Source organism: Streptomyces sp. (genome assembly GCF_019510245.1).
Taxonomy (GTDB): domain Bacteria; phylum Actinomycetota; class Actinomycetes; order Streptomycetales; family Streptomycetaceae; genus Streptomyces.
This window is the reverse complement of sequence record NZ_JAEKKT010000116.1, coordinates 13,442-38,649: the sequence shown is the minus strand read 5'-3', so window position 1 is coordinate 38,649 and position 25,208 is coordinate 13,442. Positions and strand designations below refer to the sequence as shown.

23 protein-coding genes and 2 pseudogenes are annotated in these 25,208 nt (G+C 72.4%); 13 read left to right on the top strand and 12 right to left on the bottom strand.

The features are described from left to right. Window position 1 precedes the first annotated feature (1 nt). Together efeU and JF597_RS08060 are read left to right on the top strand one after the other, a co-directional pair. Window positions 2–895: an iron uptake transporter permease EfeU gene (gene efeU, locus JF597_RS08065; protein WP_293991070.1), complete on the top strand. Its 894-nt coding sequence runs from the start codon at window positions 2–4 to the stop codon at window positions 893–895. Then, window positions 834–1,844 (top strand): hypothetical protein, encoded by a 1,011-nt coding sequence (locus JF597_RS08060; protein WP_293991068.1) that lies wholly within the window; start codon window positions 834–836, stop codon window positions 1,842–1,844. Before efeU ends, JF597_RS08060 begins: the two co-directional genes overlap by 62 nt. A 123-nt stretch (window positions 1,845–1,967) precedes the next feature. Here JF597_RS08060 and JF597_RS08055 read toward each other — a convergent pair whose 3' ends face one another. From JF597_RS08055 to JF597_RS08040, 4 genes are all read right to left on the bottom strand, one after another. Next, window positions 1,968–2,714: a bifunctional DNA primase/polymerase gene (locus tag JF597_RS08055; RefSeq protein ID WP_293991067.1), complete on the bottom strand. Its 747-nt coding sequence runs from the start codon at window positions 2,712–2,714 to the stop codon at window positions 1,968–1,970. An 81-nt stretch (window positions 2,715–2,795) separates the two neighbouring features. Next, complete coding sequence (locus JF597_RS08050; RefSeq protein ID WP_293991065.1) at window positions 2,796–3,791, bottom strand: small ribosomal subunit Rsm22 family protein; 996 nt, start codon at window positions 3,789–3,791, stop codon at window positions 2,796–2,798. After that, window positions 3,788–4,981 carry a serine hydrolase domain-containing protein gene (locus JF597_RS08045; protein WP_293991063.1) on the bottom strand — a complete coding sequence of 398 codons (1,194 nt, stop codon included), beginning with the start codon at window positions 4,979–4,981 and terminating at the stop codon, window positions 3,788–3,790. The genes JF597_RS08050 and JF597_RS08045 overlap by 4 nt, the downstream gene beginning before the upstream one ends. Beyond that, window positions 4,921–6,342 (bottom strand): Bcr/CflA family efflux MFS transporter, encoded by a 1,422-nt coding sequence (locus JF597_RS08040; RefSeq protein ID WP_293991061.1) that lies wholly within the window; start codon window positions 6,340–6,342, stop codon window positions 4,921–4,923. The genes JF597_RS08045 and JF597_RS08040 overlap by 61 nt, the downstream gene beginning before the upstream one ends. Window positions 6,343–6,465: 123 nt before the next feature. Here JF597_RS08040 and JF597_RS08035 point away from each other — a divergent pair, with 123 nt between their 5' ends. Together JF597_RS08035 and JF597_RS08030 are read left to right on the top strand one after the other, a co-directional pair. Further along, window positions 6,466–7,464, top strand: coding sequence for a Gfo/Idh/MocA family oxidoreductase (locus JF597_RS08035; RefSeq protein ID WP_293991059.1), 999 nt, complete (start codon window positions 6,466–6,468; stop codon window positions 7,462–7,464). Between the two features lie 152 nt (window positions 7,465–7,616). Beyond that, window positions 7,617–8,375, top strand: a complete 759-nt coding sequence (locus tag JF597_RS08030) for an SDR family oxidoreductase (protein WP_293991057.1) — start codon at window positions 7,617–7,619, stop codon at window positions 8,373–8,375. Between the two features lie 254 nt (window positions 8,376–8,629). Here JF597_RS08030 and JF597_RS08025 read toward each other — a convergent pair whose 3' ends face one another. Next, complete coding sequence (locus JF597_RS08025) at window positions 8,630–9,862, bottom strand: serine hydrolase (RefSeq protein ID WP_293991055.1); 1,233 nt, start codon at window positions 9,860–9,862, stop codon at window positions 8,630–8,632. A gap of 198 nt (window positions 9,863–10,060) precedes the next feature. Here JF597_RS08025 and JF597_RS08020 point away from each other — a divergent pair, with 198 nt between their 5' ends. After that, on the top strand, window positions 10,061–11,560 hold the full coding sequence (locus JF597_RS08020) for an ABC transporter permease (protein ID WP_293991053.1): 1,500 nt from the start codon (window positions 10,061–10,063) through the stop codon (window positions 11,558–11,560). A gap of 112 nt (window positions 11,561–11,672) precedes the next feature. Beyond that, window positions 11,673–12,347 (top strand): annotated as a pseudogene (locus tag JF597_RS08015) (ABC transporter ATP-binding protein); the annotation flags it as partial. Window positions 12,348–12,543: 196 nt separating this feature from the next. On the opposite strand, the gene JF597_RS08010 reads toward JF597_RS08015, so the two are convergent. Together JF597_RS08010 and JF597_RS08005 are read right to left on the bottom strand one after the other, a co-directional pair. Further along, window positions 12,544–13,530 carry an aldo/keto reductase gene (locus JF597_RS08010; RefSeq protein WP_293991051.1) on the bottom strand — a complete coding sequence of 329 codons (987 nt, stop codon included), beginning with the start codon at window positions 13,528–13,530 and terminating at the stop codon, window positions 12,544–12,546. Between the two features lie 57 nt (window positions 13,531–13,587). Then, window positions 13,588–13,914, bottom strand: a complete 327-nt coding sequence (locus JF597_RS08005; protein ID WP_293991049.1) for a nuclear transport factor 2 family protein — start codon at window positions 13,912–13,914, stop codon at window positions 13,588–13,590. Window positions 13,915–14,047: 133 nt separating this feature from the next. Here JF597_RS08005 and JF597_RS08000 point away from each other — a divergent pair, with 133 nt between their 5' ends. The 3 genes from JF597_RS08000 to JF597_RS07990 are packed head-to-tail and all read left to right on the top strand — an operon-like array spanning window position 14,048 to window position 15,355. Further along, window positions 14,048–14,593: a DoxX family membrane protein gene (locus JF597_RS08000; protein WP_293991231.1), complete on the top strand. Its 546-nt coding sequence runs from the start codon at window positions 14,048–14,050 to the stop codon at window positions 14,591–14,593. 31 nt (window positions 14,594–14,624) lie between these two features. Then, window positions 14,625–15,098: a MazG-like family protein gene (locus tag JF597_RS07995; RefSeq protein ID WP_293991047.1), complete on the top strand. Its 474-nt coding sequence runs from the start codon at window positions 14,625–14,627 to the stop codon at window positions 15,096–15,098. Window positions 15,099–15,106: 8 nt separating this feature from the next. Continuing rightward, window positions 15,107–15,355, top strand: coding sequence for a hypothetical protein (locus JF597_RS07990; RefSeq protein WP_293991045.1), 249 nt, complete (start codon window positions 15,107–15,109; stop codon window positions 15,353–15,355). Window positions 15,356–15,450: 95 nt separating this feature from the next. Here JF597_RS07990 and JF597_RS07985 read toward each other — a convergent pair whose 3' ends face one another. The 4 genes from JF597_RS07985 to JF597_RS07970 all read right to left on the bottom strand — a co-directional run bounded on the left by JF597_RS07985 (window position 15,451) and on the right by JF597_RS07970 (window position 20,114). Beyond that, entirely contained in the window at window positions 15,451–16,008 is a 558-nt protein-coding gene (locus JF597_RS07985; protein WP_293991043.1) for a hypothetical protein, read from the bottom strand. 113 nt (window positions 16,009–16,121) lie between these two features. Then, window positions 16,122–18,464, bottom strand: coding sequence for an FdhF/YdeP family oxidoreductase (locus JF597_RS07980; RefSeq protein ID WP_293991041.1), 2,343 nt, complete (start codon window positions 18,462–18,464; stop codon window positions 16,122–16,124). A gap of 308 nt (window positions 18,465–18,772) precedes the next feature. Further along, a complete protein-coding gene (locus JF597_RS07975) occupies window positions 18,773–19,591 on the bottom strand; it encodes an SAM-dependent methyltransferase (RefSeq protein WP_293991039.1) in 819 nt (272 codons plus the stop codon). A 286-nt stretch (window positions 19,592–19,877) separates the two neighbouring features. Beyond that, complete coding sequence (locus JF597_RS07970) at window positions 19,878–20,114, bottom strand: hypothetical protein (RefSeq protein ID WP_293991037.1); 237 nt, start codon at window positions 20,112–20,114, stop codon at window positions 19,878–19,880. A 449-nt stretch (window positions 20,115–20,563) separates the two neighbouring features. On the opposite strand from JF597_RS07970, the gene JF597_RS07965 reads away from it, so the two are divergent. The 4 genes and pseudogenes from JF597_RS07965 to JF597_RS07950 all read left to right on the top strand — a co-directional run. After that, complete coding sequence (locus JF597_RS07965) at window positions 20,564–21,253, top strand: DUF4142 domain-containing protein (protein WP_293991229.1); 690 nt, start codon at window positions 20,564–20,566, stop codon at window positions 21,251–21,253. Between the two features lie 158 nt (window positions 21,254–21,411). Beyond that, window positions 21,412–22,050, top strand: coding sequence for a DUF6518 family protein (locus JF597_RS07960; protein ID WP_293991035.1), 639 nt, complete (start codon window positions 21,412–21,414; stop codon window positions 22,048–22,050). 246 nt (window positions 22,051–22,296) lie between these two features. After that, a complete protein-coding gene (locus JF597_RS07955; RefSeq protein ID WP_293991033.1) occupies window positions 22,297–23,319 on the top strand; it encodes an LLM class flavin-dependent oxidoreductase in 1,023 nt (340 codons plus the stop codon). A gap of 148 nt (window positions 23,320–23,467) precedes the next feature. Next, window positions 23,468–23,779, top strand: a pseudogene (locus tag JF597_RS07950) (SDR family oxidoreductase); the annotation flags it as partial. A 23-nt stretch (window positions 23,780–23,802) separates the two neighbouring features. Here JF597_RS07950 and JF597_RS07945 read toward each other — a convergent pair. Beyond that, on the bottom strand, window positions 23,803–25,017 hold the full coding sequence (locus tag JF597_RS07945) for a PP2C family protein-serine/threonine phosphatase (RefSeq protein ID WP_293991031.1): 1,215 nt from the start codon (window positions 25,015–25,017) through the stop codon (window positions 23,803–23,805). Between the last annotated feature and the right edge of the window lie 191 nt (window positions 25,018–25,208).

Here is a 25,208-nt window from a genome sequence, read left to right as displayed (position 1 = left end):
CGTGTTCTCGAACTACCTGATCGGGCTGCGGGAAGGGCTTGAGGCCTCGCTCGTCGTCTGTATCCTCATCGCCTACCTGGTCAAGACCGGGCGTACGGACGCCCTGAAACCGATCTGGACCGGTATCGCGGTGGCGGTGCTGATCGCCATGGGCTTCGGGTGCGCGCTCGAATTCGGTTCCCAGGAGCTGACGTTCGAGGCGCAGGAGGCGCTCGGCGGGTCCCTGTCCATCGTCGCGGTGGGCCTGGTGACCTGGATGGTGTTCTGGATGCGGCGCACCGCCCGGCACCTCAAGAAGGAACTGCACGGCAAGCTGGACGCGGCCCTCGCGATGGGCACGGGTGCGCTGGTCGCCACCGCCTTCCTCGCCGTGGGCCGGGAGGGCCTCGAGACCGCGCTGTTCGTGTGGGCGTCCGTGCACGCGGCGAGCGACGGCACCCCCCGGCCGCTGGTCGGCGTGGCGCTCGGCCTGGCCAGCGCGGTCTTCCTGGGCTGGCTCTTCTACCGGGGCGCGCTGCGCATCAACCTCGCCAAGTTCTTCACTTGGACCGGCGGCATGCTGGTGGTGGTCGCGGCGGGCGTGCTGGCGTACGGCTTCCACGACCTCCAGGAGGCCGACTGGATCCCTGGCCTGACCGACCAGGCCTTCGACATCAGCGGTACCGTCCCGCCGGACAGCTGGTACGGGACGCTGCTGAAGGGCGTGTTCAACTTCCAGCCCGACCCGACCGTGCTCCAGGTCACGGTGTGGCTGCTGTACCTGGTCCCGACACTCGCACTCTTCTTCGCCCCGGTAGGGTTCGGCTCCGGGAAGGGGAAGGTGAAGGCACCTGATGACGCACCTGACGACCAGGGGTCGCGGCCCTCGACGGCTCCGCGGGCTCCGCAGGCGTGATCGGAACGCGCTCATAGCGGTCTCGCTGACCGCCATGTCGCTGACGGCGAGCGGTTGCGTGGTGGTGCACGGGGAGCGCGAGGTGCTCCCCACCACCACCCGCGCCGAGGCGGCCAAGGCGCTCCGGCAGTTCACGGACGCCTACAACAAGGCCGACAAGGCCTACGACGGCTCCCTGGACGCGGACTACACGACCGGCGCCCTCGCCGACATCGACTCGGCGCGTCTGAAGGCCGGGCACGTCAACAGCCCGGCCGGCAACTCCGCCCACTCGGCGCTGGAGTTCGACGACGTCACGTACACCATCCCGAAGAAGGCCGGCTGGCCGCGCTGGTTCGTCGCCGACGCACACGGCAACAAGGGCGGCGACGACCGCTGGCTGCTGGTCTTCACCCGCAACAGCCTCTCCCAGCCGTTCCAGGTGGCGTACCTGACGCTGGTCGCGCCGGGCGACGTACCGAAGTTCACCACCGACAAGGACGGCTGGGCCGAGGACGTACCGGCGAACAGCACTCGACTCGCCGTCGCCCCGGGCGACCTGAGCCGGGACTACGCCACCTACCTGAAGAGCGGCGGCACCGTCTTCGCGGACGGCGTGCACACCAGCGGCTGGCGCACCGACCGCAAGAAGTCCACCAAGCCGGGCCTGGCCACCCAGTACATCGACGAGCCGCTCACCGAAGGCGACTACGCGCCGCTCGCGCTGCGCACCACCGGCGGCGGGGCGGCGGTGTTCTTCACCACCCGCTACTACGCCAAGGAGACGGCGGCCGCGGGCACCTCCGTGCCGACGCCGAACCTCAGCGTCAAGGCCCTCACCAAGGGCGAGATCAAGCAGTCGCTGACGATGCAGTTCGTCTCCAACCAGGTCGCACTGGACCCGGCAGGCTCCGGCAAGGTCTCCGTCCTGGGCCGCATCCAGGGCCTGACCTCGGCACAGGGCTCCTGAAAAGCGCCCCGTGAGGGGCGCTGGGGGTACCCCCAGCCGAAGACTGGGGGAGGAACTGCGCGACCAGCCCCCACGGCGCCGCACCCGACCGACGACCCGGCGCTTCCCACAGCCGCGGACGGCTCAGTGCCGCAGAGGCCAGCCGACCCCCGCCTCGTCGGCCTCCTCCCCCACGTACCGGGCACACGCGTCCGTGAGGATCTCCAGCAGACTCAGCGGATCGGGGAGCCCGTGCTCCGGGCCGCGTACCCAGTGCACCCGCCGGTCGCCGTCGCCGCCGGGCAGCCTGGCGGGCGGGACCAGGACGTAGGAGCCCCGGCAGTGCCAGCGCAGGCCCGGGTGCTCGTCCATGGTCTCGGGGCGGCAGTCCAGCTCGCAGGGCCACCACTCGTCCTCGTCCTCGGGCGTGCCACGGGTGAGGGTGAAGAAGAGCAGGCGGCCGTCGTCGCTCTCGGCGACCGGCCCGACCTCGACGCCGTTCGCGAGCAGCCGTTCCAGCGCCTGCCGGCCGGCCTCCAGGGGCACGTCCAGGACGTCGTGGGTCATGCCGGTCGCGGTGATGAAGTTGGCCTGCGGCTGGTGCCGGGCCCAGCGCTCGATCTGGGCGCGGTCGGTGGTGGACTGCGTCTGCCACGCGAACGACACCGGGTGCCGGGCCGGGGTGGGACAGCCGACGCGGTCGCAGGAGCAGCCGTAGCCGGGGGCCGGGTAGGCGGCGGGGGCCAGCGGGAGGCCCGCTTCGGCGGCGGCGAGCAGCAGTGCCGCGCGGCCCGAGTCGTCGGCGGCGGCCGCCTGCTTCGGGCGGCGTCCGCGGAGCCACTGGGAGAGTCTGCCCTGCCGGCCGCTCGGGCCGCCGAACGTCGCGCTCATCTATCGCCTCGCCTCGCTGTGGTCCGGACAGGATGCCTTATGGTCCCGTCTGGGCGTGAAGCGGGGGGTACGAGAGCTGTGTCACCCGGGCGGCCAGGCGTCGCCCCAGTCCGCGTCCCGGGCCGCCCGGTACAGGTCGCCGTGGCGCTTGGTGACCGTCGTGCGGCGCAGGTGCTCGTCGGTCTCGCACAGGTCGAGCAGGACCTGGCCCTTGCGGATCTGGGGGCGGCGGACCACCCGGGCCGGTGCCGGGGCGGGCGGGAAGCGGGTGGCGGCCACGTAGCTGAACTTCTCGTCCTCGTAGGGCAGCGACCCGCCCTTGACCTGACGGTGCAGGGAGGAGCGGCTGACCCGGGCCGAGAAGTGGCACCAGTCCGTGCCGGGGACGATCGGGCAGGCGGCGCTGTGCGGGCAGGGCGCGGCGACGTGGAAGCCGGCGGCGACCAGGCGGTCGCGGGCCTCGATGACCCGGGCGTAGCCGGCGGGCGTGCCCGCCTCGACGATGACGACGGCCTGCGCGGCGGCCGCGGCGGCCGCGACGAGGGCGGCGCGGCCGGCCTCGTCGAGTTCGTTGAGGACGTACGACACCGTGACGAGATCAGTGCTCTCGATGGTGAGCGCCGCTCCGATCCGCGCGCGCTGCCACGACGCGTCCCGCAGCGCCGGGTTCGCCGCGGCGATCTCCCGGCCGAGGGCCAGCGCCGGCTCGGCCCAGTCGAGGACCGTCACCGGCCGCACGCCCTCCCAGGTGTCGGTCACCGCCCAGGTCGCCGCGCCCGTCCCGCCGCCGACGTCCACGTGACTGCCCGGCACCCATCCCTCCGGTACCGCGTCTGCGAAGGCGGCCAGCGCGGACCGTACCGCCTCGAAGGTCGCCGGCATCCGGTACGCCGCGTACGCCACCACGTCCGCCCGGTCCCGCAGGATCGGCGCGTCGGTCGGGGTGGCCCCGCGGTAGTTGGCGATCAGCCGCTCGACGGCCGAGGCGGCCTGCTTCGGGGGCAGGCCGTCGAGCAGGTCGGAGAGCGTCGCGCGGAGCCGGTCGGCCGGTGGGGCGGGAGGGGTGGGGTGGTTCACCCGGCGATTGTATGGACAGCCCTGGCGAGGCGGGTCGCCACGGCTGCCCGGGGGGCGCTGTCGCCGGGACGGCGCCGCGGATGCACGCTGTTGGCCAGCAGCACCAGGAACGTGTCCGTGGCCCGGTCGAGCACCAGGCTGGTGCCGGTGAACCCGGTGTGGCCCGCGGCGCCCTGTCCCGCCAGCTCGCCCATGAACCACGGCTGGTCCACCAGGAAGCCCAGGCCGGGCGGGGCCAGCAGCAGGTCCACGAAGTCGGGGCCGAGGATGCGCGCCGGGCCGTACGCGCCGCCCGCGAGCAGGGCCCGGCAGAAGATCGCCAGGTCCGGGGCGGTGGAGAAGAGGCCGGCGTGCCCCGCCACGCCGCCCAGCGCCCAGGCGTTCTCGTCGTGCACGACACCCCGCAGCATGCCCCGGTCCGCCTTGGCCCACGGCCGCCGCTGGTCCTCGGTGGCCGCCGCCCCCGGGCAGGGGCCGAAGTCGGTGGCGGTCATGCCGAGCGGCCGGGTGATGCCGTCGCGGACCAGGACGTCGAGGGGGCGGCCGGTGATCCGCTCCAGGACGTGCTGGAGGAGGAGCAGGTTGAGGTCCGAGTAGCGGTAGGCGCCCGGGGCGCTGGTCGGGGCCTCCGCCCGGAGCAGGTCGAGGCGGACCGTGTCGTCGGGGCAGTCGTAGAGCGGGAGTTCGGGGCGCAGGCCGGAGGTGTGGGTGAGGAGCTGGCGGACGGTGATGCCGTGCGCGGCGGCCCCGTGGAAGTCGGGGAGGTAGGCGCCGACGCGGGCGTCGATGCCGAGGGTGCCGCGCTCCAGCTGCTGCACGGCGGCGACCGCGGTGAACAGCTTGGTGAGGGAGGCGACGTCGAAGGGGGTGTCGACGGTCGCCGGGACCCGGGCGGCGGGCGGGAGCTCGACACCGGCGTCGGTCGCGGGGTCGTACGCGGACCAGCGCACGGCCCAGCCGGACGCCTCCTGTACGGCGATCACGGGTCCGCGTCCGGCGACCACGACGGCCCCGGCCGCCCAGGGGCGCTCACCGGCGGTGAGGTCGTGCACTTCGCGGACGAGGTGCCTGAGTTCCGCGGGGTCGAGACCGGCCCGTTCCGGTGTCTCGACGCGCAGTCTCGGTACGCTCAGCTGCCTGCTCCCTCCGTCCTCGCACGGGTGTTCCCACGTGCTGCCCAGGGACGGCACATTCCCACGAAGCAGGCCAGTGCCACCAGTGCCCCGGCCAGTTGGACGATCGCCATGGGCACGGCGGTTCTCTCCCCCGCGATCCCGACCAGCGGCGAGGCGACCGCGCCGACGAGGAACGAGGAGGTCCCGAGCAGCGCGGACGCGGAACCGGCGGCGTGCCGGGTGCGCAGCAGGGCGAGGGACTGGGCGTTGGGCAGGGTGAACCCCATCGCGGACATCAGGACGAAGAGGGCGGCGGCGACCGGGGCGAGGCCGACCGGGCCGAGGACCCCGGCCGACATCAGGAGCAGGGCGGTCGCGGCGAGCACGGTCACGGCCAGGCCCGCGCCCAGCACCTTGTCCAGGCTGACCCGGCCGACCAGCACCTTCCCGTTGACCTGCCCGGCGATCACCAGTCCGACCGAGTTGACGCCGAAGAGGAGGGAGAAGGTCTGCGGGGAGGCGCCGTAGATTTCCTGTATCACGAACGGGGACGCCGCTATGTAGGCGAAGAGGGCCGCGAAGGCGAAGCCGCCGGCGAGCATGTAGCCGGTGAAGGGCAGGTCGGCGAGGAGGCTGCGCATGGCGCGGACGGCGGCGGCCACTCCCCCGGCGTGCCGGTCGGCCGCCGGCAGGGTCTCCGGCAGCCGCACCCACACCAGTGCGGCGAGCAGCGCCCCGACGGCCGTGAGGACGACGAAGACGCCCCGCCAGTCCGTCACCCGCAGGATCTGCCCGCCGATCAGCGGGGCGACGACCGGGGCGACCCCGGAGACCAGCATCAGGGTGGAGAAGAAGCGGGCCATGGCGACCCCGTCGTAGAGGTCGCGTACGACGGCCCGCGCGATGACGATGCCGGCCGCGCCCGCGAGGCCCTGGGCGAGGCGGAAGGCGACCAGGGTCTGAACGTCCGGCGCGACGGCGCACAGGGCGGTGGCGACGACGTAGACGGCGAGGCCGGCCAGCAGCGGGCGGCGGCGCCCCCAGCGGTCGCTCATCGGGCCGACGACCAGCTGGCCGAGGGCCATGCCGGCGAGGCAGGCGGTGAGGGTGAGCTGGACGGTCGCGGCGGGGGCGCCGAGGGAGCGGGTGACCTCCGGCAGGGACGGCAGGTACATGTCCATCGCGAGCGGGGGCGTCGCGGTGAGCCCGCCGAGGACCAGCACGAGCAGGAGGCCGGCGCGGCGGGTCGCGGCGGTGGCGGAGCCGGGCCGGCCGGCCGGGCCGCGCGGCGCGGGTACGGCGGTGCCCTGGGCGTTCGCCGTGTCCTGGGCGTTCGCCGTGTCCTGGGCGTTCGCGGTGTCCTGGGCGTTCGCGGTGTCCTGGGCGTTCGCGGTGCCCTGGGCGTCGGGTGTCGGCGGCGCCGGCTGCTCGGGCATGTGTCCCCCGTCTTCGTTGGTCTCGCGGTCCGGTCGGCTGTTGCTGGACCCCGATGGCCCCCGCATATGCTCTCAGCTCGTACAGACTGCCGGGAAACACGTGAGCGAGGGTGGGCGGCCGGGATGGGTGAGCAGAGCGTGCGGTGGGGGATCCTGGCGACGGGCGGGATCGCGGCCGCGTTCGCGGCGGACCTGGTCGATCTGCCCGACGCGGAGATCGTGGCGGTGGCCTCGCGGTCCCCGGAGGCGGCGGCGGGGTTCGCGGAGCGGTTCGGGATCGGCCGGGCGTACGGGGACTGGGAGTCGCTGGCCCGCGACGAGGACGTCGACATCGTGTACGTCGCCACTCCGCACTCGGCGCACCGGGCGGCCGCCGGGCTGTGCCTGACGGCCGGGCGGAACGTGCTGTGCGAGAAGCCGTTCACGCTCAACGCCCGCGAGGCCGGGGAACTGGTCGCGCTGGCGAAGGAGCACGGCCGCTTCCTGATGGAGGCGATGTGGATGTACTGCCATCCGCTGATCCGGCGGCTCACGGCGCTGGTCGCGGACGGGGCGATAGGCGAGGTGCGGACCGTGCAGGCGGACTTCGGCCTGGAGGGGCCGTTCCCGCCGGCGCACCGGCTGCGCAACCCGCTGCTCGGCGGGGGCGCGCTGCTCGACCTGGGCGTGTACCCGGTGTCGTTCGCGCACCTGCTGCTCGGTGAGCCGGACGGGATGTCGGCGCGAGCGGTGCTCTCGGACGAGGGCGTCGATCTCCAGACAGGTGCACTGTTCTCCTGGGAGAGCGGCGCTCTCGCCTCGGTGCACTGCTCCATCGTCGGCGGCACCGGCACCACGGCCTCGGTCACCGGCTCGCAGGGCCGGATCGACATCCCGGACGGCTTCTTCAACCCCGACCGCTTCGTGCTGCACCGCGACGGCCGCGACCCGCAGGAGTTCGCCCTGACCCCGGAGGACGGCCCGCGCAACACCTTCCGCCACGAGGCGAGGGAGGCGATGCGCGCGGTCCGGGCCGGCGACCAGGAGTCCCCCCTCGTCCCCCACGACAGCACCCTCGCGGTCATGCGCACCCTGGACGCCCTACGCGCCCTGATCGGCGTCCACTACCCGGACGAGGCATAAAGCCCCCCCGCTGGAAGCGCCCCGCACTGGAAGCGCCCCAAAGGGGCGCGGGGAACTGCGCGACCAGCCCCCACCCAGCCGCACCCGACCGACGACCCGACCCAGCCCGACCCGGCCCGGCCCTCCCAGCGGAGCGCCTACGCTGCGGCCCCATGGACACCAAGCAACCAAAGATCGCGGTCGTCACCGGCGCCGGCTCCGGTATCGGCCGTGCCGTGGCCACGGAACTGCTGCGGGCCGGCTGGTCGGTGGCGCTGGCCGGCCGCCGCCCCGCGCGGCTGGCGGAGACGGCGGCACTGGTGCCGGAGGGCGCCTCCGTCGCCGTACGGACCGACGTCTCCCAACCCGACGACGTGGCTGCACTGTTCGCGGCGGCCGTGGACCGGTTCGGGCGGGTGGACCTGCTGTTCAACAACGCGGGGACGTTCGGCCCCGGCGGGGTGGCCGTGGAGGACCTGCCCTACGAGGCGTGGCGGCACGTGGTGGACACCAACCTCAACGGGGCGTTCCTGTGCGCGCAGGCGGCGTTCCGGCAGATGAAGGAGCAGGAGCCGCAGGGCGGCCGGATCATCAACAACGGGTCCGTCTCGGCGCACGCGCCCCGCCCCCGCTCCGTCGCCTACACCGCGACCAAGCACGCGCTGACGGGACTGACCAAGTCCCTGTCCCTGGACGGGCGGCCGTACGGGATCGCGGTCGGGCAGATCGACATCGGCAACGCGGCAACCGACATGACGGCCCGGATGGAGACCGGCGCGCTGCAGGCGAACGGGGTGATCGCCCCGGAACCCGTGATGGACGTGGCGGACGTGGCGCGGACCGTGCGGCACATGGCCGAGCTGCCGCTGGCGGCGAACGTGCAGTTCGCGACGGTACTGGCGACGGCGATGCCGTACGTGGGCCGGGGCTGAACCGCCGTTCAGCGGGCCCTCCACAACCTGCACAAGCGGAATACCGACGTCCGCGGTATTGCAGCCGGTAACGGGCCTATGCTCAACTCTCCTCCACCAGAACTTCACAGTTGAGGCTCTGGCATTCCGCCGACCACACCGAGGGGGGAGGCGGCAGCCGTTCCACCGGACCGGGCGGGGGTGGACCCGCCTGGGACCGCGGGTACGCACCGGTGGGTGGGGCGGCTGCCGCGTGACGTCAGCCCTCCGTCACGTCAGCCCGCGGCCGGGCCGGCCGGCCCGGCCGGTGTGTCACCCGAGTCGGGGCCCGCCGCGGCACCGGCCGCCCGCCGGCGCCGGCGCAGCGCCCACGCCCCCACACCCAGCAGCCCGAACGTCACCGCCCCGCCCTCCGCGACCCGCCAGGGCGACGGTCCCGACGACCCCGAACCGGCCGCGCCCGTCCCGGCCGCCCCCGCGGCCCCGTTGCCCTTCGAGGGCGACGGACTCGCGCTCGCCCCGCCCTCGCTCAGCGGATCGACCAGCGTGCCCACCGGCTGCGCCGAACTCCCCTTCTCGAAGCCCCAGTCGAGCAGCGCGGCGGTCTGCTCGTACACCGCGTTGGTGCCGGGGTCCGGGTGCATCACGGTGACCAGCAGGGTGCGGCCGCCCCGGGTGGCACCGCCGGTGAAGGTGTTGCCGGCGTGACTGGTGTAGCCGTTCTTGACGCCGAACAGGCCCTTGTAGACGTCGAGGCCCCAGGCGCCGGTGAGCAGGCGGTCGGTGTTCTGGATCTGGAAGGTCTTCTTGCCGCCCGCCGGGAAGTTCGCGGTCCGTGTGGCGCAGTAGCCGCGGAAGTCGTCGTCCTTCAGTCCGTGCCGGGCGAAGAGGGTCAGGTCGTACGCCGACGACAGCTGGCCCGGGTGGTCGAAGCCGTCGGGGCTGACCACATGGGTGTCGAGGGCCTGGAGGTCGGCCGCCTTGGCCTGCATCTCGGCGACGGTCCGCGCGATCCCGCCGTTCATGTGGGAGAGGACGTGCACGGCGTCGTTGCCGGAGCGCAGGAAGACGCCCTGCCAGAGCTGCTCGACGGTGTAGGTGAGGCCGGGTTTGATGCCGACCAGGCTGGAGCCGGCCGGGACGTCGGAGATGTCGGAGTCCTTGACCCTGTACCGCTCGGTCGGCTCGAATTTCTTCAGCACGGTGTCCGCGAACAGCATCTTCAGGGTGGAGGCGGGCGCCAGCCGCCGGTGCGCGTTGTACGAGGCGAGCACCTCTCCGCTGTCACAGTCGGCGAGCAGCCAGGCGCGGGCGGTGATCTTCTTCGGCAGCCCGGCGGCTCCCCGCACCTGTATGCCGCCCCGGGCCAGCCGCTCGCCGCCGACCACGGTGGCGGCGGTCCTGGCGCCGGCCGTGGCGGCCGAGGCGGGAGCCGCCACGGAGAGGGGGAGGGCGGCGGCCGTCAGTCCGAGGGCGGCACGCCGGGTCAGCCGAGAGGAATCGCGCATCCCGGGACCGTACACCGCGCCCAGCAGGGCCTTGCCGGGAGGACCCCTCCCCGGCATATGAATTTGCTGTCTTATGAAAGTTTGCTGAGACGTCCCGGTTCTCAGCTCTGACACATCTTTTACCCAGGGCCGCTCAAAGGTTTCTCCCTAGCTTGAGCTCGCGTCCACAGCGGGCGCCAAGAACCTTCGAGGAACGGGATGTTTGGCATCTATCTCAAGCGCGAGCTGGGCCGCAGAAAGAAGGCGGCCCTGGTCATCGCTCTGGGTCTGGCGCTCGGTATCGCGCTGGTCATCACGGTCAACTCGGTGTCGGCCGGCATGACCCAGGCGCAGGACAAGGTCCTCAAGTCGCTGTACGGCCTCGGGACCGACATGACGGTCACCAAGGCCCGCACCGCGCCGACCTCGGGCAGCTCCGGCGGCCCGAACTTCAAGTTCGACGCCAAGTCCAGCAGCAGCTCCACGCAGAGTTCGGACCGCGTGCAGACGCAGGGCGGTCAGGCCCTGAAGTCGTCCCTGGTCACCAAGGTCGCCGGCCAGAAGGGCGTGGAGAGCGCGGTCGGAGCGCTCTCCCTCAACGTCACCAAGGTCGACGGCTCCTTCACCCAGGGCAAGGCGAAGTCCTCCACCAGCAGCAGCGGCAGCAGCGGCAGCAGCGGCAGCAGCGGCAGCAACAGCGGCGGCCAGGGCCAGCCGGGCGGCGGCAGCAGCAGCGGCTCGGGCGGCGCGCCGCAGGTGCAGGGCGGCGGCGCGAACTTCAACGTCAACAGCTACTCCGTGGCCGGCGTCGACGTGGCCCACCAGGGCCTCGGCCCGCTGTCCACCATGAAGGTCACCTCGGGCAAGACCTTCACCACCGCGCAGACCGGCGCCAAGGTCGCGGTGGTCAGCAAGTCGTACGCCAAGGAGAAGAAGTACAAGGTCGGCTCGACCTTCAAGATCTCCGGCACCACGTTCACCGTCATCGGGATCGCGACCCCGGACAGCAGCGAGTCCGACACCGACGTGTTCGTCCCGCTGAAGGTCGCGCAGACCCTCGGCGACGCCAAGAACCAGGTCACCACGATCTACGTCAAGGCGACCGACTCCAAGCAGATCTCCACCGTGAAGAAGGAGATCACCGCCAACATCTCCGGTACGACGGTCACCACCTCCGCCGACCTGGCCTCCACCGTCTCCGGTTCCCTCTCCACCGCCTCCAGCCTGGCGACCAGCGTCGGCAAGTGGCTGTCCATCGCGGTCCTCGCGGCGGCCTTCCTGGTGGCGGCCCTGCTGACCTCGTCCGCGGTCTCCCGCCGGGTGCGTGAGTTCGGCACCCTGAAGGCGCTCGGCTGGCCGTCCCGCAACGTCACCCGCCAGGTGGTCGGCGAGTCCATCGTGAACGGACTGATCGGCGGTGCCCTCGGCATCGCCCTCGGCGTCGGCGCGGCCTACGCGGTCACCGCGATCAGCCCGAAGCTCACCGCCCAGCTGGGCAGCTCCGGCGGCGGTGGCGGCGTGGGCGGCGGCCCGGGCGGCGGCCCCGGCCAGCAGGCCTCCCAGAACACCCTCGAGATCGCGCTGTCCGCGCCGGTCTCCCTCACCACCATCGCCCTCGCGGTCGGCCTCGCGGTCGCCGGCGGTCTGATCGCCGGCGCGATGGGCGGCTGGCGCGCCTCCCGGATGCGCCCGGCCGACGCCCTGCGCAGCGTCTCGTAACCCCCCGCCCCCGAGCCGGGGCGCCGCTTCCACTCCCCCCGGGACACGGCGCCCCACCCCCTTACGGGCCTTCCCTACGGCCCTTTCGGCAGAGCACCCAGTGGAGAACCCCATGTACAGACTCACCGGAGTCACCAAGCGCTACACGCGGGGCAAGGAGACGGTCGAGGCGCTGCGCGGCATCGACCTGACCATCGAGGACGGCGACCAGCTCGTCATCCAGGGCCCGACCGGCGGCGGCAAGTCGACCCTGCTCCAGATGATCGGCGGCCTGGACCGCCCGACCGAGGGCAGCGTCATGCTGGACGACGTCGACCTCGCCCAGGTCAGCGAGACCAAGCTCACCCGGCTGCGCGCGGAGAAGATCGGCATCATCTTCCAGGCGTTCAACCTGATCCCGACGCTCACCGCCCAGGAGAACGTCGAGACGGCCCTCGTCCCGCTCGGCATCAAGCCGGCCGAGCGCCGGGAGCGCGCGGCGGAGGCCCTGCGCTCGGTGGGCCTCGGCGAGCGCCTCGGGCACGCCCCCTCCGAGCTCTCCGGCGGGCAGCAGCAGCGCGTCGCGATCGCCCGCGCGCTGGTGAAGAAGCCGAAGGTGCTTCTCGCCGACGAGCCGACCGGCAACCTCGACGAGGGCACCCGGGACGACATCATGGCCCTCCTCGAAGGCCTGTGGCACGAGTACGGGCTGACCTTCGTCATGGTCACCCACGACTCCTCCATCGCCCGCCGTGCTCCGCGCCTGGCCACCATCAAGGCCGGCCAGATCACCCTCACCGAGCAGGGCGGCGGACAGCGGTACGCGCAGCAGGCGGCGACCGGACACGGGCAGCAGCAAGCGGCGGCCGGACACGGGCAGCAGCAGGCGGCGGCGTACGGCGCCCCGCAGTCCCAGGCCCACGACCGGCAGCCGTACGTGCAACAGCAGCACGGCGGCGGCGGTCAGGCGTACTGACCGCGGTCAGTGAGCGGCGCGGGGCCGCTCACCGCCCGAGGAGACGGTCGATCTCGGCCATCTGCCCGGCGGTGAGCGGCCCCTTCGCGATCGCGCCGGCGTTCTGCTCGGCCTGGGCGACGGACCGGAAGCCGGGGATCGGGACCGTCCGCGGGCTGCGCGCCCAGATCCAGCCGAGGGCGCCCTGGGCGAGGGTCCGCCCGTCGCTGGTGAGGACGGCGCGCAGGGCCTCGATCCGCTCGACCCACGCGGGATCGGCCCCGTCGCCGTCCCCGAACCCGGGCAGCCAGGCCGGCGGCCTGCTGCGGATGTCGCCGGCCGCGGCCCCCGCCCGCCGTCCGCCGAGCAACCCCATGGCGAGCGGGCTGCGGTTGACGGCGGCGAGGTCGAACTTCTCCGCCACGTCGAGGAGTTGCGGAGCGTCTTGGAGCACGTTCAGGGTGTGCTGCACGGCCGTGCAGTGCGGTCCCTCGGCGAAGACCGCGGCGCGGGCGGGGTCGTCGGTGCTCCAGCCGTAGGCCCGGATCAGCCCCTCGCCGACCAACTCCTCGCATACGTCCCGGAGTTCGGCTGCACGAACCGGGTCGGCGTCGGAGATATGGAGCTGGTAGAGGTCGACGTGGTCGGTGCCGAGGCGGCGCAGCGATGCGGTGAGGGCGCGGCGGACGTGGGCCGGGGAGTCATCACGGCCGGTGAGGGTGCGGGTCTCCTCGTCGAAGACGTTGCCCCACTTGGTGGCGACGACGACCTCGTCCCGCCGCTTGCCGAGGGCACGGCCGAGGACGCGCTCGCTGTGGCCGGCGCCGTAGGTGTCGGCGGTGTCGAAGAAGGTGACGCCGAGGTCGAGGGCACGGTGGACCGCCCGCACGGACTCCTCGTCGTCGACCTTGCCCCAGCCGAGCGGCTGCCCGGTGGCGTCCTGCCACTCGCCGCCGATGGCCCAGCAGCCGAAGCCGAGCGCGCTGACACGGATGCCGGAACTGCCCAGGGTCCTGGTGGTGCTGTCGGTTTCCATGCCCACGACGCTAGGAGTTGGAGTGCACCCGAAGACAAGCGATTGCGCGGTCTGTCTCTACGCCTGCCCGGTCTCGAAGCGGGAGATGCGGCCGTCGTCCTCGATGGTGAAGTCCCAGCGGGTGACCATCTCGCCCCAGGTGTCGTTGCGGTAGTGGGCGAGCAGGGAGCGGCCGCCGTTGGACTCGTTGTCGACGTCGAGGTGGCCGTTGGAGGAGAAGATCTCCCGGTCGATCCAGTCGTCGAGGTCCCGGTCGGAGCCGTCGTCCGCCATCGTCGCGTCCGGCGTGAGGAGCTCCACGAGGCGCTCGCGGTCGCTGGCGTTGACGGCGGTGACGAAGGCCCGCACCGCCGGGTCGCTGAGCTTGGCTGTCTTGATCGGCATGCCAGCCAGCGTCACACCGGTCCCGGTGGCCCGCCACCCGCCCGCCACCCGAACGGCTGCGCGGACGGGCCGACCGGGTGTGCCGGATGCGACGGTGGAAATCCGCGATCCGTTGCCGCCGATGGGAGCTCCCGTGACCTGCTACGACCGACGTGACGTGGGCCTGCTGCTGCTCCGGCTGGGCACCGGCGGGGTGCTGGCCGCGCACGGCACGCAGAAGCTGTTCGGCTGGTTCGGCGGGGGCGGCCTGGAGGGCACGGGGCAGTTCATGGAGTCGGCCGGGTACGCGCCGGGGCGGCAGAGCGCGCTGGCGGCGGGGCTCGCGGAGGCGGGCGGCGGGACCCTGCTGGCGCTGGGTCTCGCGACCCCGGCGGCGGGGGCCGCGGCGGCCGGGGCGATGGCGGGCGCGACCGCCCTGCACAAGCCGAACGGGTTCTTCGCCGCGGAGGGCGGTTACGAGTACGCCGCGACCCTGGGCCTGGCCACCGCGGGCCTGGCCGTCGCGGGCCCCGGCCGGCTCTCCCTGGACCACGTGCTCGGACATGTCTTCGACCGCGGCTGGATGGTCCCGACGGCGCTGGGCGTGACGGCGGCGGCCACGGCGGTGGTGATCGGCGCCCGGAACCGGCGGGTACGGCGGGCCAAGGAGGGGGAGCAGGAGGCGCTGTTCGAGGAGTAGCCGCGGGAACGGGCATGGCAGGCTCTGCGCCATGACGGAAGAGCACACGACACCGCCCACGGAGCCCCGGCCCGCCCCGTCCGCTTCGGCCGCTTCGGCCACTTCGGCCACTTCTGCCGCCCCGGCCGGCCCGGCCGCCCCGGACCTGTGGACCTCCATCGAGGACCTGTGGACCTGGCTGGACGCCCACCGGAGGCACGGCGGCGAGACCGGCCTGGTGCTGCGCATGCTCAAGCTCACGGAGGAGGTCGGCGAGGTCGCCCAGGCGGTGATCGGGGCGACCGGCCAGAACCCCCGCAAGGGCGTCACCCACACCTGGGAGGACGTGCAGGGCGAGCTGTGCGACGTGGTGATCACGGCCCTGGTGGCCCTGCGGACGCTGACACCGGACGCGGCGGCGGTGTTCGGCCGGCATCTGGCCGGGGTGACGGAGCGCTCGCTGGGGGCGGCGGCCACCGGCGGGACGGGGGATCGCGAGGATCCGGACGGGGTTCTGCCCGGCTGAGCGGGTCCGTGGCGCGGTGGACGACCCCGGTCCCGGCCCCCTGTCCCGTCCCCGCCCCGGTGTGCGGGAGGAGCCGACCGGCCCTCCTCGCTGCCGCCGCGCCGCCCGGCTACGAGGCACACGAGGCCCAGCGGCTGCACGACGAAGCCGAACGGCGGGCCCGGGAAAACAAGGAACTCGGCGCCGAGCACCCCATGACCCGGTCGGTCACGGCGTGGCGCCCGATCGACGCGGACATCGAGCCGCCGGTCACCTGACCGGCGGTGCGGGACAGGCGGGGGCCGCGGACGAGTCCGCCGCCCCGCACGTCCGCGCACGGCGGACACATGTCCCGGGCGAACCGGGAGAGGTGTCAGGCACCGGCCTCCGGTGTCACGAGGGTGTAGAAGACCGCCCGGCCCTGCTTGGTGCGCCGGGCCCGGTTCCTGGCGACCAGGTTCTCCAGCGTCGTACGGATCACCGTCGTCTTGATGGTGCGGCCGGGCTGGGCGGCCCTGATCGCCTCGGCGACGTCGGTCGCGGACCGCGGCTCCCGCTGCTCGGCCAGATAGGCGTGGACGGCCTCGACGAGGCTCGGCTTCGCCTCCGCGGGGCCCGGCTTCACGAGGTCACGGCGGTCCGGGGCGGGCTCGGTCCGCTGGTGCGGCACGACGGCATCGGTGTCGGCGTCGGCCGCCGCGGGCGCGGGTGCGGGTGCGGGGATGGACGAGGCGGAGGCGGAGGACTGGGGGGTGAGTGCCTGCTGCAGCCGCTCCAGCACCACCCTGTTCTCCCGTACCGCGCGCAACTGCTCTTCCAGGGCGGCGATCTCGGTGGCGAGGCGGTCCTGTTCCCGGGCGTTGACTTCGAGGTCCTGCGCGATCCGCGCGCTGTACTCGGACGCCAGCTCGGTGCCGGGTGTCTCGGACATAGGGTCGGGCCTCTCGTCGATGTGCTCCGCGCGGCCACGCCGATGTGCTCCGCGCGGTGAACAGCGTACGCACACAGAGCGTCCCACAGGGATGACTCGGGCCGTCGGGTGTCTCAACGGGCGGCAGCGGCCGGTCCGATGGTCGCCCGGATGTGTTTCATCAACGGCTGGTCGCTCTGTTCGCTGTAGTCGCACAGGGCGATCAGCGCGTTCATCTCGGGCATGTACCCGGCCGCACAGCCGCGGGGCAGGTCGTACGGAACGGCGAGGTAGCCGTTCAGCGCACGGGTGCTGCCGTCCTTGGCCGTGCTCTCGATGTCCACCGGGTCGAACTCCGCGATGCCGCGCTCCCGCATGTCGGCCGCGTTCATGAAGACGAGGGTGCGGAGGTTCCTGATCCCCCGGTAGCGGTCGTTGTCGGAGTAGATGGTGGTGTTCCACTGGTCGTGGGAGCGCATGGTGCCCAGCGCCAGCGTCCCCGGCGCGGGTACGACGTCGGGCAGCGGTGCCGAGGAGAACTCGGCGCGCCCGGAGGCCGTACGGAAGACCAGTTCCCGCGCGGGCTGCCGGATCCGGAAGCCCAGCGGCAGCCGCACCCGCCGGTTGAAGTCCTCGAAGCCGTCGAGGACTTGGGCCATGGTGTCGCGGATACGGTCGTAGTCCTCGACGTACCAGGCCCAGGGTGTGGTGCTGTCGGGAAGCGCCGCGCGGGCGATCCCGGCGATGACGGCGGGCTCGGACAACAGGTGCGCGGAAGCAGGCTTCTTCATCCCGACCGACAGGTGCACCATGCTCATGGAGTCCTCGACCGAGGTGCTCTGGATGCCGCTCCGCTGGTGGTCCTTCTCGGTACGGCCGAGGCAGGGCAGGATCAGCGCCCGCCGGCCGTGGACCAGGTGGCTGCGGTTGAGCTTGGTGCTCACCTGGACGGTGAGTTCGCAGTTGCGCAGGGCCTCGTGGGTGGCGCGGGTGTCGGGCGCGGCGAGGGCGAAGTTGCCGCCCATGCCGACGAACACCTTGACGTCGCCGCGGAGCATCGCCCGGATGGTGCCGACCGTGTCGAGCCCGTGTTCGCGGGGCGGATCGATCTCGCACACCGCGGCGAGCCGGTCCAGGAACCGGCCGGCCGGCCGGTGGTCGATGCCGCACGTACGGTTGCCCTGCACGTTGCTGTGGCCACGCACGGGCGAGGGCCCGGCGCCCTCCCGCCCGAGGTTGCCCCGCAGCAACAGCAGGTTGACGATCTCCCGTACGGTGTCGACGCCGTGCTCGTGCTGGCTGACGCCGAGGCACCAGCTGATGATGCTGCGGTCGGCGTCCCGGTAGATCCTGGCCGCGCGGAGGATGTCGGCGCGGCCGACGCCGGACTGCCGCTCGATCTCCTCCCAGGACGTGGCCTCGCACACCTTCCGGTAGTCCTCGAACCCGCTCGTGTACCGGTCGACGAACTCCTGGTCGAGTGCCTTGGGATCGGACGCCGACTGGTCGAGGACGGCCTTGGCGATCCCGCGCAGCAGCGCCATGTCACCGCCGACGCGCACCTGGAGGTCGAGGGTGCCGGTGCGGGTCGAGTGGCAGGCGGCCATGTCCACGAAGTCGTGCGGGATGATCGTCCGCCGCGAGGCCGCCTCGATCAGCGGGTTGACGTGCACGATCTGTGCACCGCGCCGGTAGGCGGCGGCGAGGGCGGTGAGCATCCGGGGCGCGTTCGAGGCGGCGTTCACGCCCAGGATGAAGAGGGCGTCGGTGACATCCCAGTCCTGGAGGTCGACGGTCCCCTTCCCGGTGCCCAGCGAGGCGGTGAGGGCCCGCCCGCTGGCCTCGTGACACATGTTGGAACAGTCCGGGAGGTTGTTCGTCCCCAGCTCGCGGGCCAGGAGCTGATACAGGAAGGTGGCCTCGTTGCCGAGCCGCCCGGAGGTGTAGAAGGACGCCTGGTTCGGATGGTCGAGCCCGCGCAGCACTCCCCCGACCAGGTCGAACGCGTCCCGCCAGCTGATCGGCACGTAGTGGTCCGTGTCACCGTCGTAGACCATGGGCTCGGTCAGCCGCCCCTGGTCCTCCAGCGCGAAGTCGCTCCATCCGGCCAGCTCACCGACGGAATGGGCGGCGAAGAACTCCCGCCCGACCCGCTTCCGGGTCATCTCCCAGGTGACGTGCTTGACCCCGTTCTCACAGAGATCGAGCCGCAGCCCCTTGGTGTCGTCGGGCCAGGCGCATCCGGGACAGTCGAAGCCGCCGTTCTCATGATTCATCTTCATGATCGCCCGGGGCCCCTCCACGAGCGCCCGCTCCCGCACCAGGAACTTGCTCACGCTCTTGGCGGCGCCCCAGCCTGCGGCGGGATGGTGGTACGGATGGAAGAACGGCTCCCCGTCGGGCCGCGGCCCCACCCGCTCCTCGCCCCCCGGCTCCGCCGGCCGCAACCGCTTCTGCTCGTCGTGGGAGGTGCTCACGGCTCTCACCCTTCGCCGGCGCGGGGCACACACCGCCGGGTCAGCGGCGTCCTTTCCATGCTAGGCAGGGCGTTCCGGGGAGGCGAGGCGATCTAGGAGCCCTGCGGCCAGGCAGGCGGCCGGGCAGGCGGCCGCGATCTCGCGCAGCCGGAGCGGGGTGAGTCTGCCCTGGGACTGCCCTGGGATCTGCCGTCCCCCGCCCCGGGCCGCCCGGGTGAGAGGCACCCGCCGGTCACCGCTGGGGCGAACTCCGTGGCCGCCGGGACCCGGGCCAGGTCACCGGCGGTGAAGTGAACGCGTAACCGCCGTCACGGCTTCCGCGCGAGCCCACCGTGCTCGGCGACGACCTCCGGGGCGCCCGGACCGTCCTCCGGCCGCCACTGCGTCACCGAGACGACACCGGGCTCGACGAGCTCCAGACCGTCGAAGAAAGCGGTGATCTCGTCGATGGAGCGCAGGTTGTACGGAACGGCGCCGCTGCTGTTGTAGGCGTCCTGGGCCTGCTCGAAGACGGGGTCGACACCGCGCGATCCGTCGTTGACGGAGAGGTAGCTGCCCGAGGGCAGGGCGTCCATCAGCCGGCCGACGATGGAACGGGCCTGCTCGTGGTCGGCGACGTGCCCCAGGATGTTGCTGAGGATGAGCGCGGTGGGCCGGCCGAGGTCCAGCGTCCTGGCGGCGGCCTCGAGGATCCGCTCCGGGTCCGTCACGTCGGCGTCGATGTACGCGGTCGCGCCTTCCTCGGTGGAGGTGAGCAGCGCACGGGCGTGGGCGAGGACCATCGGGTCGTTGTCGACGTAGACGATCCGCGCCTCAGGGGCGAGCCGCTGGGCGACCTCGTGGGTGTTCTGCGCGGTCGGCAGCCCGGTGCCGACGTCCAGGAACTGCCGGACACCCGCCTCGGAGACGAGATACGCGATGTTCCGACGCAGGAAGGCCCGACTGGAGCGGGCGATGGTGACGATCCCGGGGAACACCTCGGTGTAGGCGTCACCGGCCGCCTCGTCGACGGGGTAGTTGTCCTTGCCGCCGAGCCAGTAGTTCCAGATACGGGCGGAGTGCGGCACCGAGGTGTCGATCTTCTGCTGCTGCTCGGCCGGGTCGGGTGTGGTCACGGGGTCGGTCATGAGGCGGGTGCGTCCTTCGGCGGGGGGGATCGGGTCGGGGCACACTTTAAGGGCGAACCCCCTTGCGTAGCACACCAGTTCACGGCATCCGGCCGGTTCACCGGCCGCGGACGTCTTCGTCGGCATCATCGAGAACGGCCCCCAGGACCGGTCGTTCGGCTTCGGCCGTGCCCAGTACGCCGAGGGCGACCTGGCTGTGCCCGGCGCCCGACCCGACAGCTCCGCAACCGGCGGCGGGTACGCCCCTGGCCGTCGCCCGTGCGGCCCGGCACCCCACTCGGCGTGCTCAGGCCGCGTCGATGCGGCACGGGACCGGACCGGCCGGGCTCGGACCGACCAGACTCGGACCGGCCGGACTCGGCTCGGCTGGTGGTGGGCTGTCGTTGTGGACCAGCGTCAGGTGACGGTCCCGGGCGTGGCGTGCGGTCGTCGGCGGATCGCCGCCCAGCCAGTCCTCCACACGGTCCATTACGTGCAGCAGCAGGCCCAGCACGGGCAGCAGCGACGCAGCCACAGCGATCACGACGGCGGGTCCCTTCCGGTGAACGGCACCCGGCCGGGTACCCTCCCGGCCGCCGTCAGCCGCCGTCCCGTGTGAAGTTCTGGTGAGCAGTCGGTGCACGTCGGTGGATGCCGGCCCAGCGGCGCCCTCCCCTCAGTCGGTGTCGTCGACGTGCCGGGAAGGACCAGAAGTGCGGGAATGGACCTGGCCCTTCCCGGCCGCCGCCACATGATCGACCGGGGACCACTCGGCTCCGATAGGGCCCAACAGTCCCTTCTTCGGCCGCCGATAGGGCCTAACGGCCCTTCTTCACGGCGCTTCTTCACACACCGCCCATCGCTTTACGAACCCATGACGAGCCCAAGAGGTTCTGCGCGCCCTCTCGTCCGTATGCCTGCGTGTGCGGGATCCGAAGAACCGGATCAGGAGACACGGTGTTCGTTTCACGGAAGGCGGCGGGAACTCTCTTCGTGGGTGGTGCGCTCAGCTTCACTCTCGGCTCCCTCCTCTACCCCGCCATGCTCGGAGTCCAGAAGGTCAGCAGCGCACCCGAACGGGTCCTCGCCACCCCGGCGACCGGACCGCTGACGGAAGCCGACCGGGATTTCGTGGTCAAAGTGCGCTCGGCCGGACTGTGGGAGTACCCCGTCGGCCAGAAGGCGGCGAAGAAGGGGACGACGAAGGCGGTCAGGAACGCCGGGGAGCATCTGGTCGACGGGGACGCCTCGTTGGACGCCGCCTGCCGCAGTGTCGCCGATCAGCTGGGCATCACGCTGCCCAACCAGCCGTCGCCCCAGCAGCAGAGCTTCGGGTCCCGGCTGACCGCGGAAAGCGGCAAGGAGTTCGACACGGACCTGGCCACCACCGTGCGCGCGACGAACGGCCAGCTCCTCACCACGATCGCGAGCGTCCGCAGCACCACGAGGAACTCGCTGGTCCGCGCGCTGGCCGACCAGGCCAACAGCACCGTCCTGGACCACATCACGGTCGTGGAGAAGACCGGCCTGGTCGATTTCGCCCGGGCCCTCGCCCAGGAAACCACCTCCCCCGGCCTTCCGGCCCAGGACCTGACCCCGCCGCCCGCGGTCGCGGGCCAGCCGCAGGTCGTCCTCACCCCGCCGGCGAACGGCACGGTGTCACCGAGTCCGACGGAGAGGTGAGGCGAGGTGAGGATCTGAGTCGGGCCGCCCACGCCGGCCGGGCGGCCCGACATCGCCTCGCGAGCCCGTCCGGTCCGGTCCGGCAGGCGGCACTGCACTGCGGAGCCCCCCTTGGCCACTATGCACCATGTGTATACTTCGCATGTATAGTGCCGGGCATGGCTTCCATGACCGCCTTCCGGCGCGACGCCCCCGCCACCGTCCTCACCGCGACCACCGCCTTCGGACTGCTGCTCGGCTGGGCGACGTACGGCCTGCACGGGATGGCGCCCCTGTTGGACCGGGCCACCAACTCGACGTCCACCTGGATCATCTGGACCGCCGCGGCAGGCGCCCTGATCCGGAGCCGGCAACTCGCCATCTGGGGCGGGGCGTTGATGATGCTCGCCACCTGCGGTGGCTACTACACGGCGTCCACCCTCGGCGGCACCTTCGGGAGCGGAGGGCTCGGGACCGCCGCCGTGTGGTCGGTGGCGGGACTCGCGGGAGGGCCCCTGCTGGGATGGGCCGGGTGGACGGTACGGCGAGGGCAGGGGGTCGTGCGGGCGGCGGCCGGGGCGGTCGTCACGATGGTGGTGCTGGGCGAGGGACTCTGGTTCGGACTGGGGCTCCGTTACTGGGGAGACGCGACCGCCTTCCTGGCCGTCGGCGCGCTGCTCACCGCTCTCCTGACCGCCTACCTGGCGCGCGCCGGGGTGCAGCGCTCCTGGCTGTGCGCCGTTCTCGCTCCCGTGGGCGGTCTCGTCTTCTACCTCGCCGAGAAGGTCGTCCTCGACGGCCTGCTCGGATCGGTCTGACGCCGCCCGACCGGCCCCTCTGCGGGGACTCCGGCCCATCGCAGGCCCCGCCGGAAGCTCACGGATCGCATGCAGCCGGCATGGCCGGAAGCCCTCACGAACCAGGACACCGGCCGCCGATCCGGCCTCGGGAACCGCACGGCGTCGAGTCGGTTCACGCAAGCAGTTTCCCCAGCGCTTCTGCGCTCGGACGGGCACCACCGGGTCACGGCGGAATGAACCCGTGCGCCGATTGTTGAAAGCGGTATGAAAAAGATCGGGTTCCTGTCCTTCGGGCACTGGACGCCGTCGCCGCACTCGCAGACGCGCTCCGCGTCGGACTCCCTGCTGCAGGCGATCGACCTGGCGGTCGCCGTGGAGGAGCTGGGGGCGGACGGCGCCTACTTCCGCGTGCACCACTTCGCCCGGCAGCACGCCTCCCCGTTCCCGCTGCTCGCGGCGATCGGCGCGCGCACCAGCCGGATCGAGATCGGCACCGGTGTGATCGACATGCGCTACGAGAACCCCCTGTACATGGCGGAGGACGCGGGCGCGGCCGACCTGATCTCGGGCGGCCGGCTCCAGCTCGGCCTCAGCCGGGGCTCACCGGAGCAGGTCGTGGACGGCTGGCGGCACTTCGGTTACCGGCCGCCGGAGGGCGGAACCGACGCCGACCTCGCTCGCGCGCACACCGAGGAACTGCTCGAGGTGCTCAGGGGCGAGGGATTCGCGGAGCCCGACCCCAGGCCGATGTTCGCGAACCCGCCGGGCCTGCTGCGCATCGAACCGCACTCCGAGGGGCTGCGGGACCGCATCTGGTGGGGTTCCGGCTCGAACGCCACCGCGGTCTGGGCCGCCGGGCTCGGGATGAACCTGCAGAGCTCGACCCTCAAGGACGACGAGAGCGGCGAGCCGCTCCACGTCCAGCAGCGCAAGCAGATCGAGGCGTACCGCGAGGCGTGGCGCGCCGCGGGACACACCCGCACCCCCAGGGTGTCGGTCAGCCGCAGCATCTTCCCGCTCGTCGACGAGCGGGACCGCGCGTACTTCGGCCGGGACCGCGACTCGACGGACCAGATCGGCTACATCGACGCCCACACACGCAGCATCTTCGGCCGGTCCTACGCCGCCGAGCCCGACGTGCTCGTCAAGCAGCTCGCGGAGGACGAGGCCGTCGCCGCCGCCGACACACTGCTGCTCACCGTGCCCAACCAGCTCGGTGTCGACTACAACGCGCATGTCGTCGGCAGCATCCTGAAGCACGTCGCGCCGGAACTCGGCTGGCGCTGACGACCAGCGCCACGGCAGGTGCCGCCAGGGGAGGCAGCGTCCCACGCCGACGCGGACGAACCGGGCGGCATCCTCGCCCCGGTGTGATGCGGCAGCCGGACACGTCGGCGCAGCACGTGCACGCCGCGACGGGCCACTGAGCCGACGAGCCTTCGGTGTGTACGGCGCATCGAAGGCCGCCATCCGCGCCTTCTCCCGCACCTGGGCCGACGAACTGAGCTGGCGCGGCATCCGCGTCAACACCATCTCGCCCGGCCCCATCACCACCCCCGGACTCGACGGTCTCGCCGCTGACGAGGAAGGGGCCGCGCAGCCGCGGGAGACCCTCGCCGGCACCGTGCCCCTGGGCCGCATGGGCCGGCCGGAGGAAGTCGCCGACCTGGCGCTCTTCCTCGCCACCGGCCAGTCCAGTTTCATCACCGGCACCGAGATCTTCATCGACGGCGGTGCCAAGCAGGTGTGGTCCGGTCCGCTCGCCGGCCCTCACCCGGCGCGTCTGCGACGGCGTTCGCGCGGCGGTCTGCGGCTGCGGGCACCGGGGCCGTACCAGTCCAGGCACAGGACGGTGGCGTCGTCCTGCGGGTGGCCGTCCCAGGCGTCGGTGACCGCGGTGGCCAGAGTACGTACGACCTCGCGCGGGTGCTCGGCGGCGGTGTCACGGATGAGGCCGGGGAGGTCGACCTTCTTCGCCTCGCGTTCCTGCATGCCGTCGGTGTGCAGCACGAGGCGGTCACCGGGGCGCAGGTCGAAGTCCTGTACCCGGTACGGCCCCTTGTCTGTGGCGACGCCGAACGGCAGGTTCACCGCCAGCCGCAGTTCGTCGACCGTGCCGTCGCGCAGCCGCAGGGGCCAGGGATGGCCGGCGTTGACGAGCTGGGAGCTCGTGCCGTCCAGGGCGATGCGCAGCAACTGGCCGGTGGCGAAGGTCTGCCGTCCGTGGGCGAGGAGGGCCTCGTGGGTCTGACGGGCCTGTTCGGCGAGGTCACACCCGGCACGGCGGGCGCCGCGGGAGGCGTTGACCAGGAGTGTGGCCATGAGTGCGGCGCTGACGTCGTGGCCCATGGCGTCGGTGACGGACAGGTGCAGGGTGTCGTGGTCGAGGGTGTAGTCGTAGGTGTCACCGGCGATGTCGGCGGCCGGGACCAGGGCGCCCGCGAGGGCGAACTCCGGGGCCTCGCAGGAAGGGGCGGAGGGCAGGAGCTGGCGCTGGATCTCCGCGGCCAGACTGACCGAGGTCGTGCGGTTGCCCCAGTGGTAGAGGTCGGTGAAGCGGCGGTCGGTGACGACGATGTACGCCAGCGCGTGCGCGGCCTCCTCGACCTGCTCCAACACTTCCCGGCCGGCCTCGGAGAGGAACAGCTCCAGGACACCGATGGCGTCGCCGCGGTTGGTGACGGGGGTGAGCACCCTGTGCCCGCGCTCGCCCTCCGGCACCCGCACCGTCCGCTGTACGCGCAGGACCTCGTCGTAGACGCTGTCGTCGAAGGGGATCTCTTCAGCGCGACGCTCCTGCGGCGTGGCGGCCTCCTCGCTCACCCGCAACAGTCGTCGGCCGACGACGTCGACGAACAGGTACGACACATATCGGGCACCGAACCGCTTGCGCAGATTGCGGGCCACGACATCGAGAGAGCGCACCGGCGCGGCGTCCTCCGCCGCTGCCAGCACCTCGGCCAGTGCGATCCGATCGCGTGACACATCCGCCTCCTATCCGTTGCGTACTCGTTTTCCCGCTGATGCGCCGGACACGGCCCTGCTGTGACCCACGCCTCAAATACGTGCGTGCGCATGGAGGAGGATTCAGGTTCGGCCACCACAGCCCCGCCGCCGAAGCCCGCGTCGCCGGGGCGGGTCCTACCGAGCCGGGCTGTACGCCAGGCGTTCCGGGA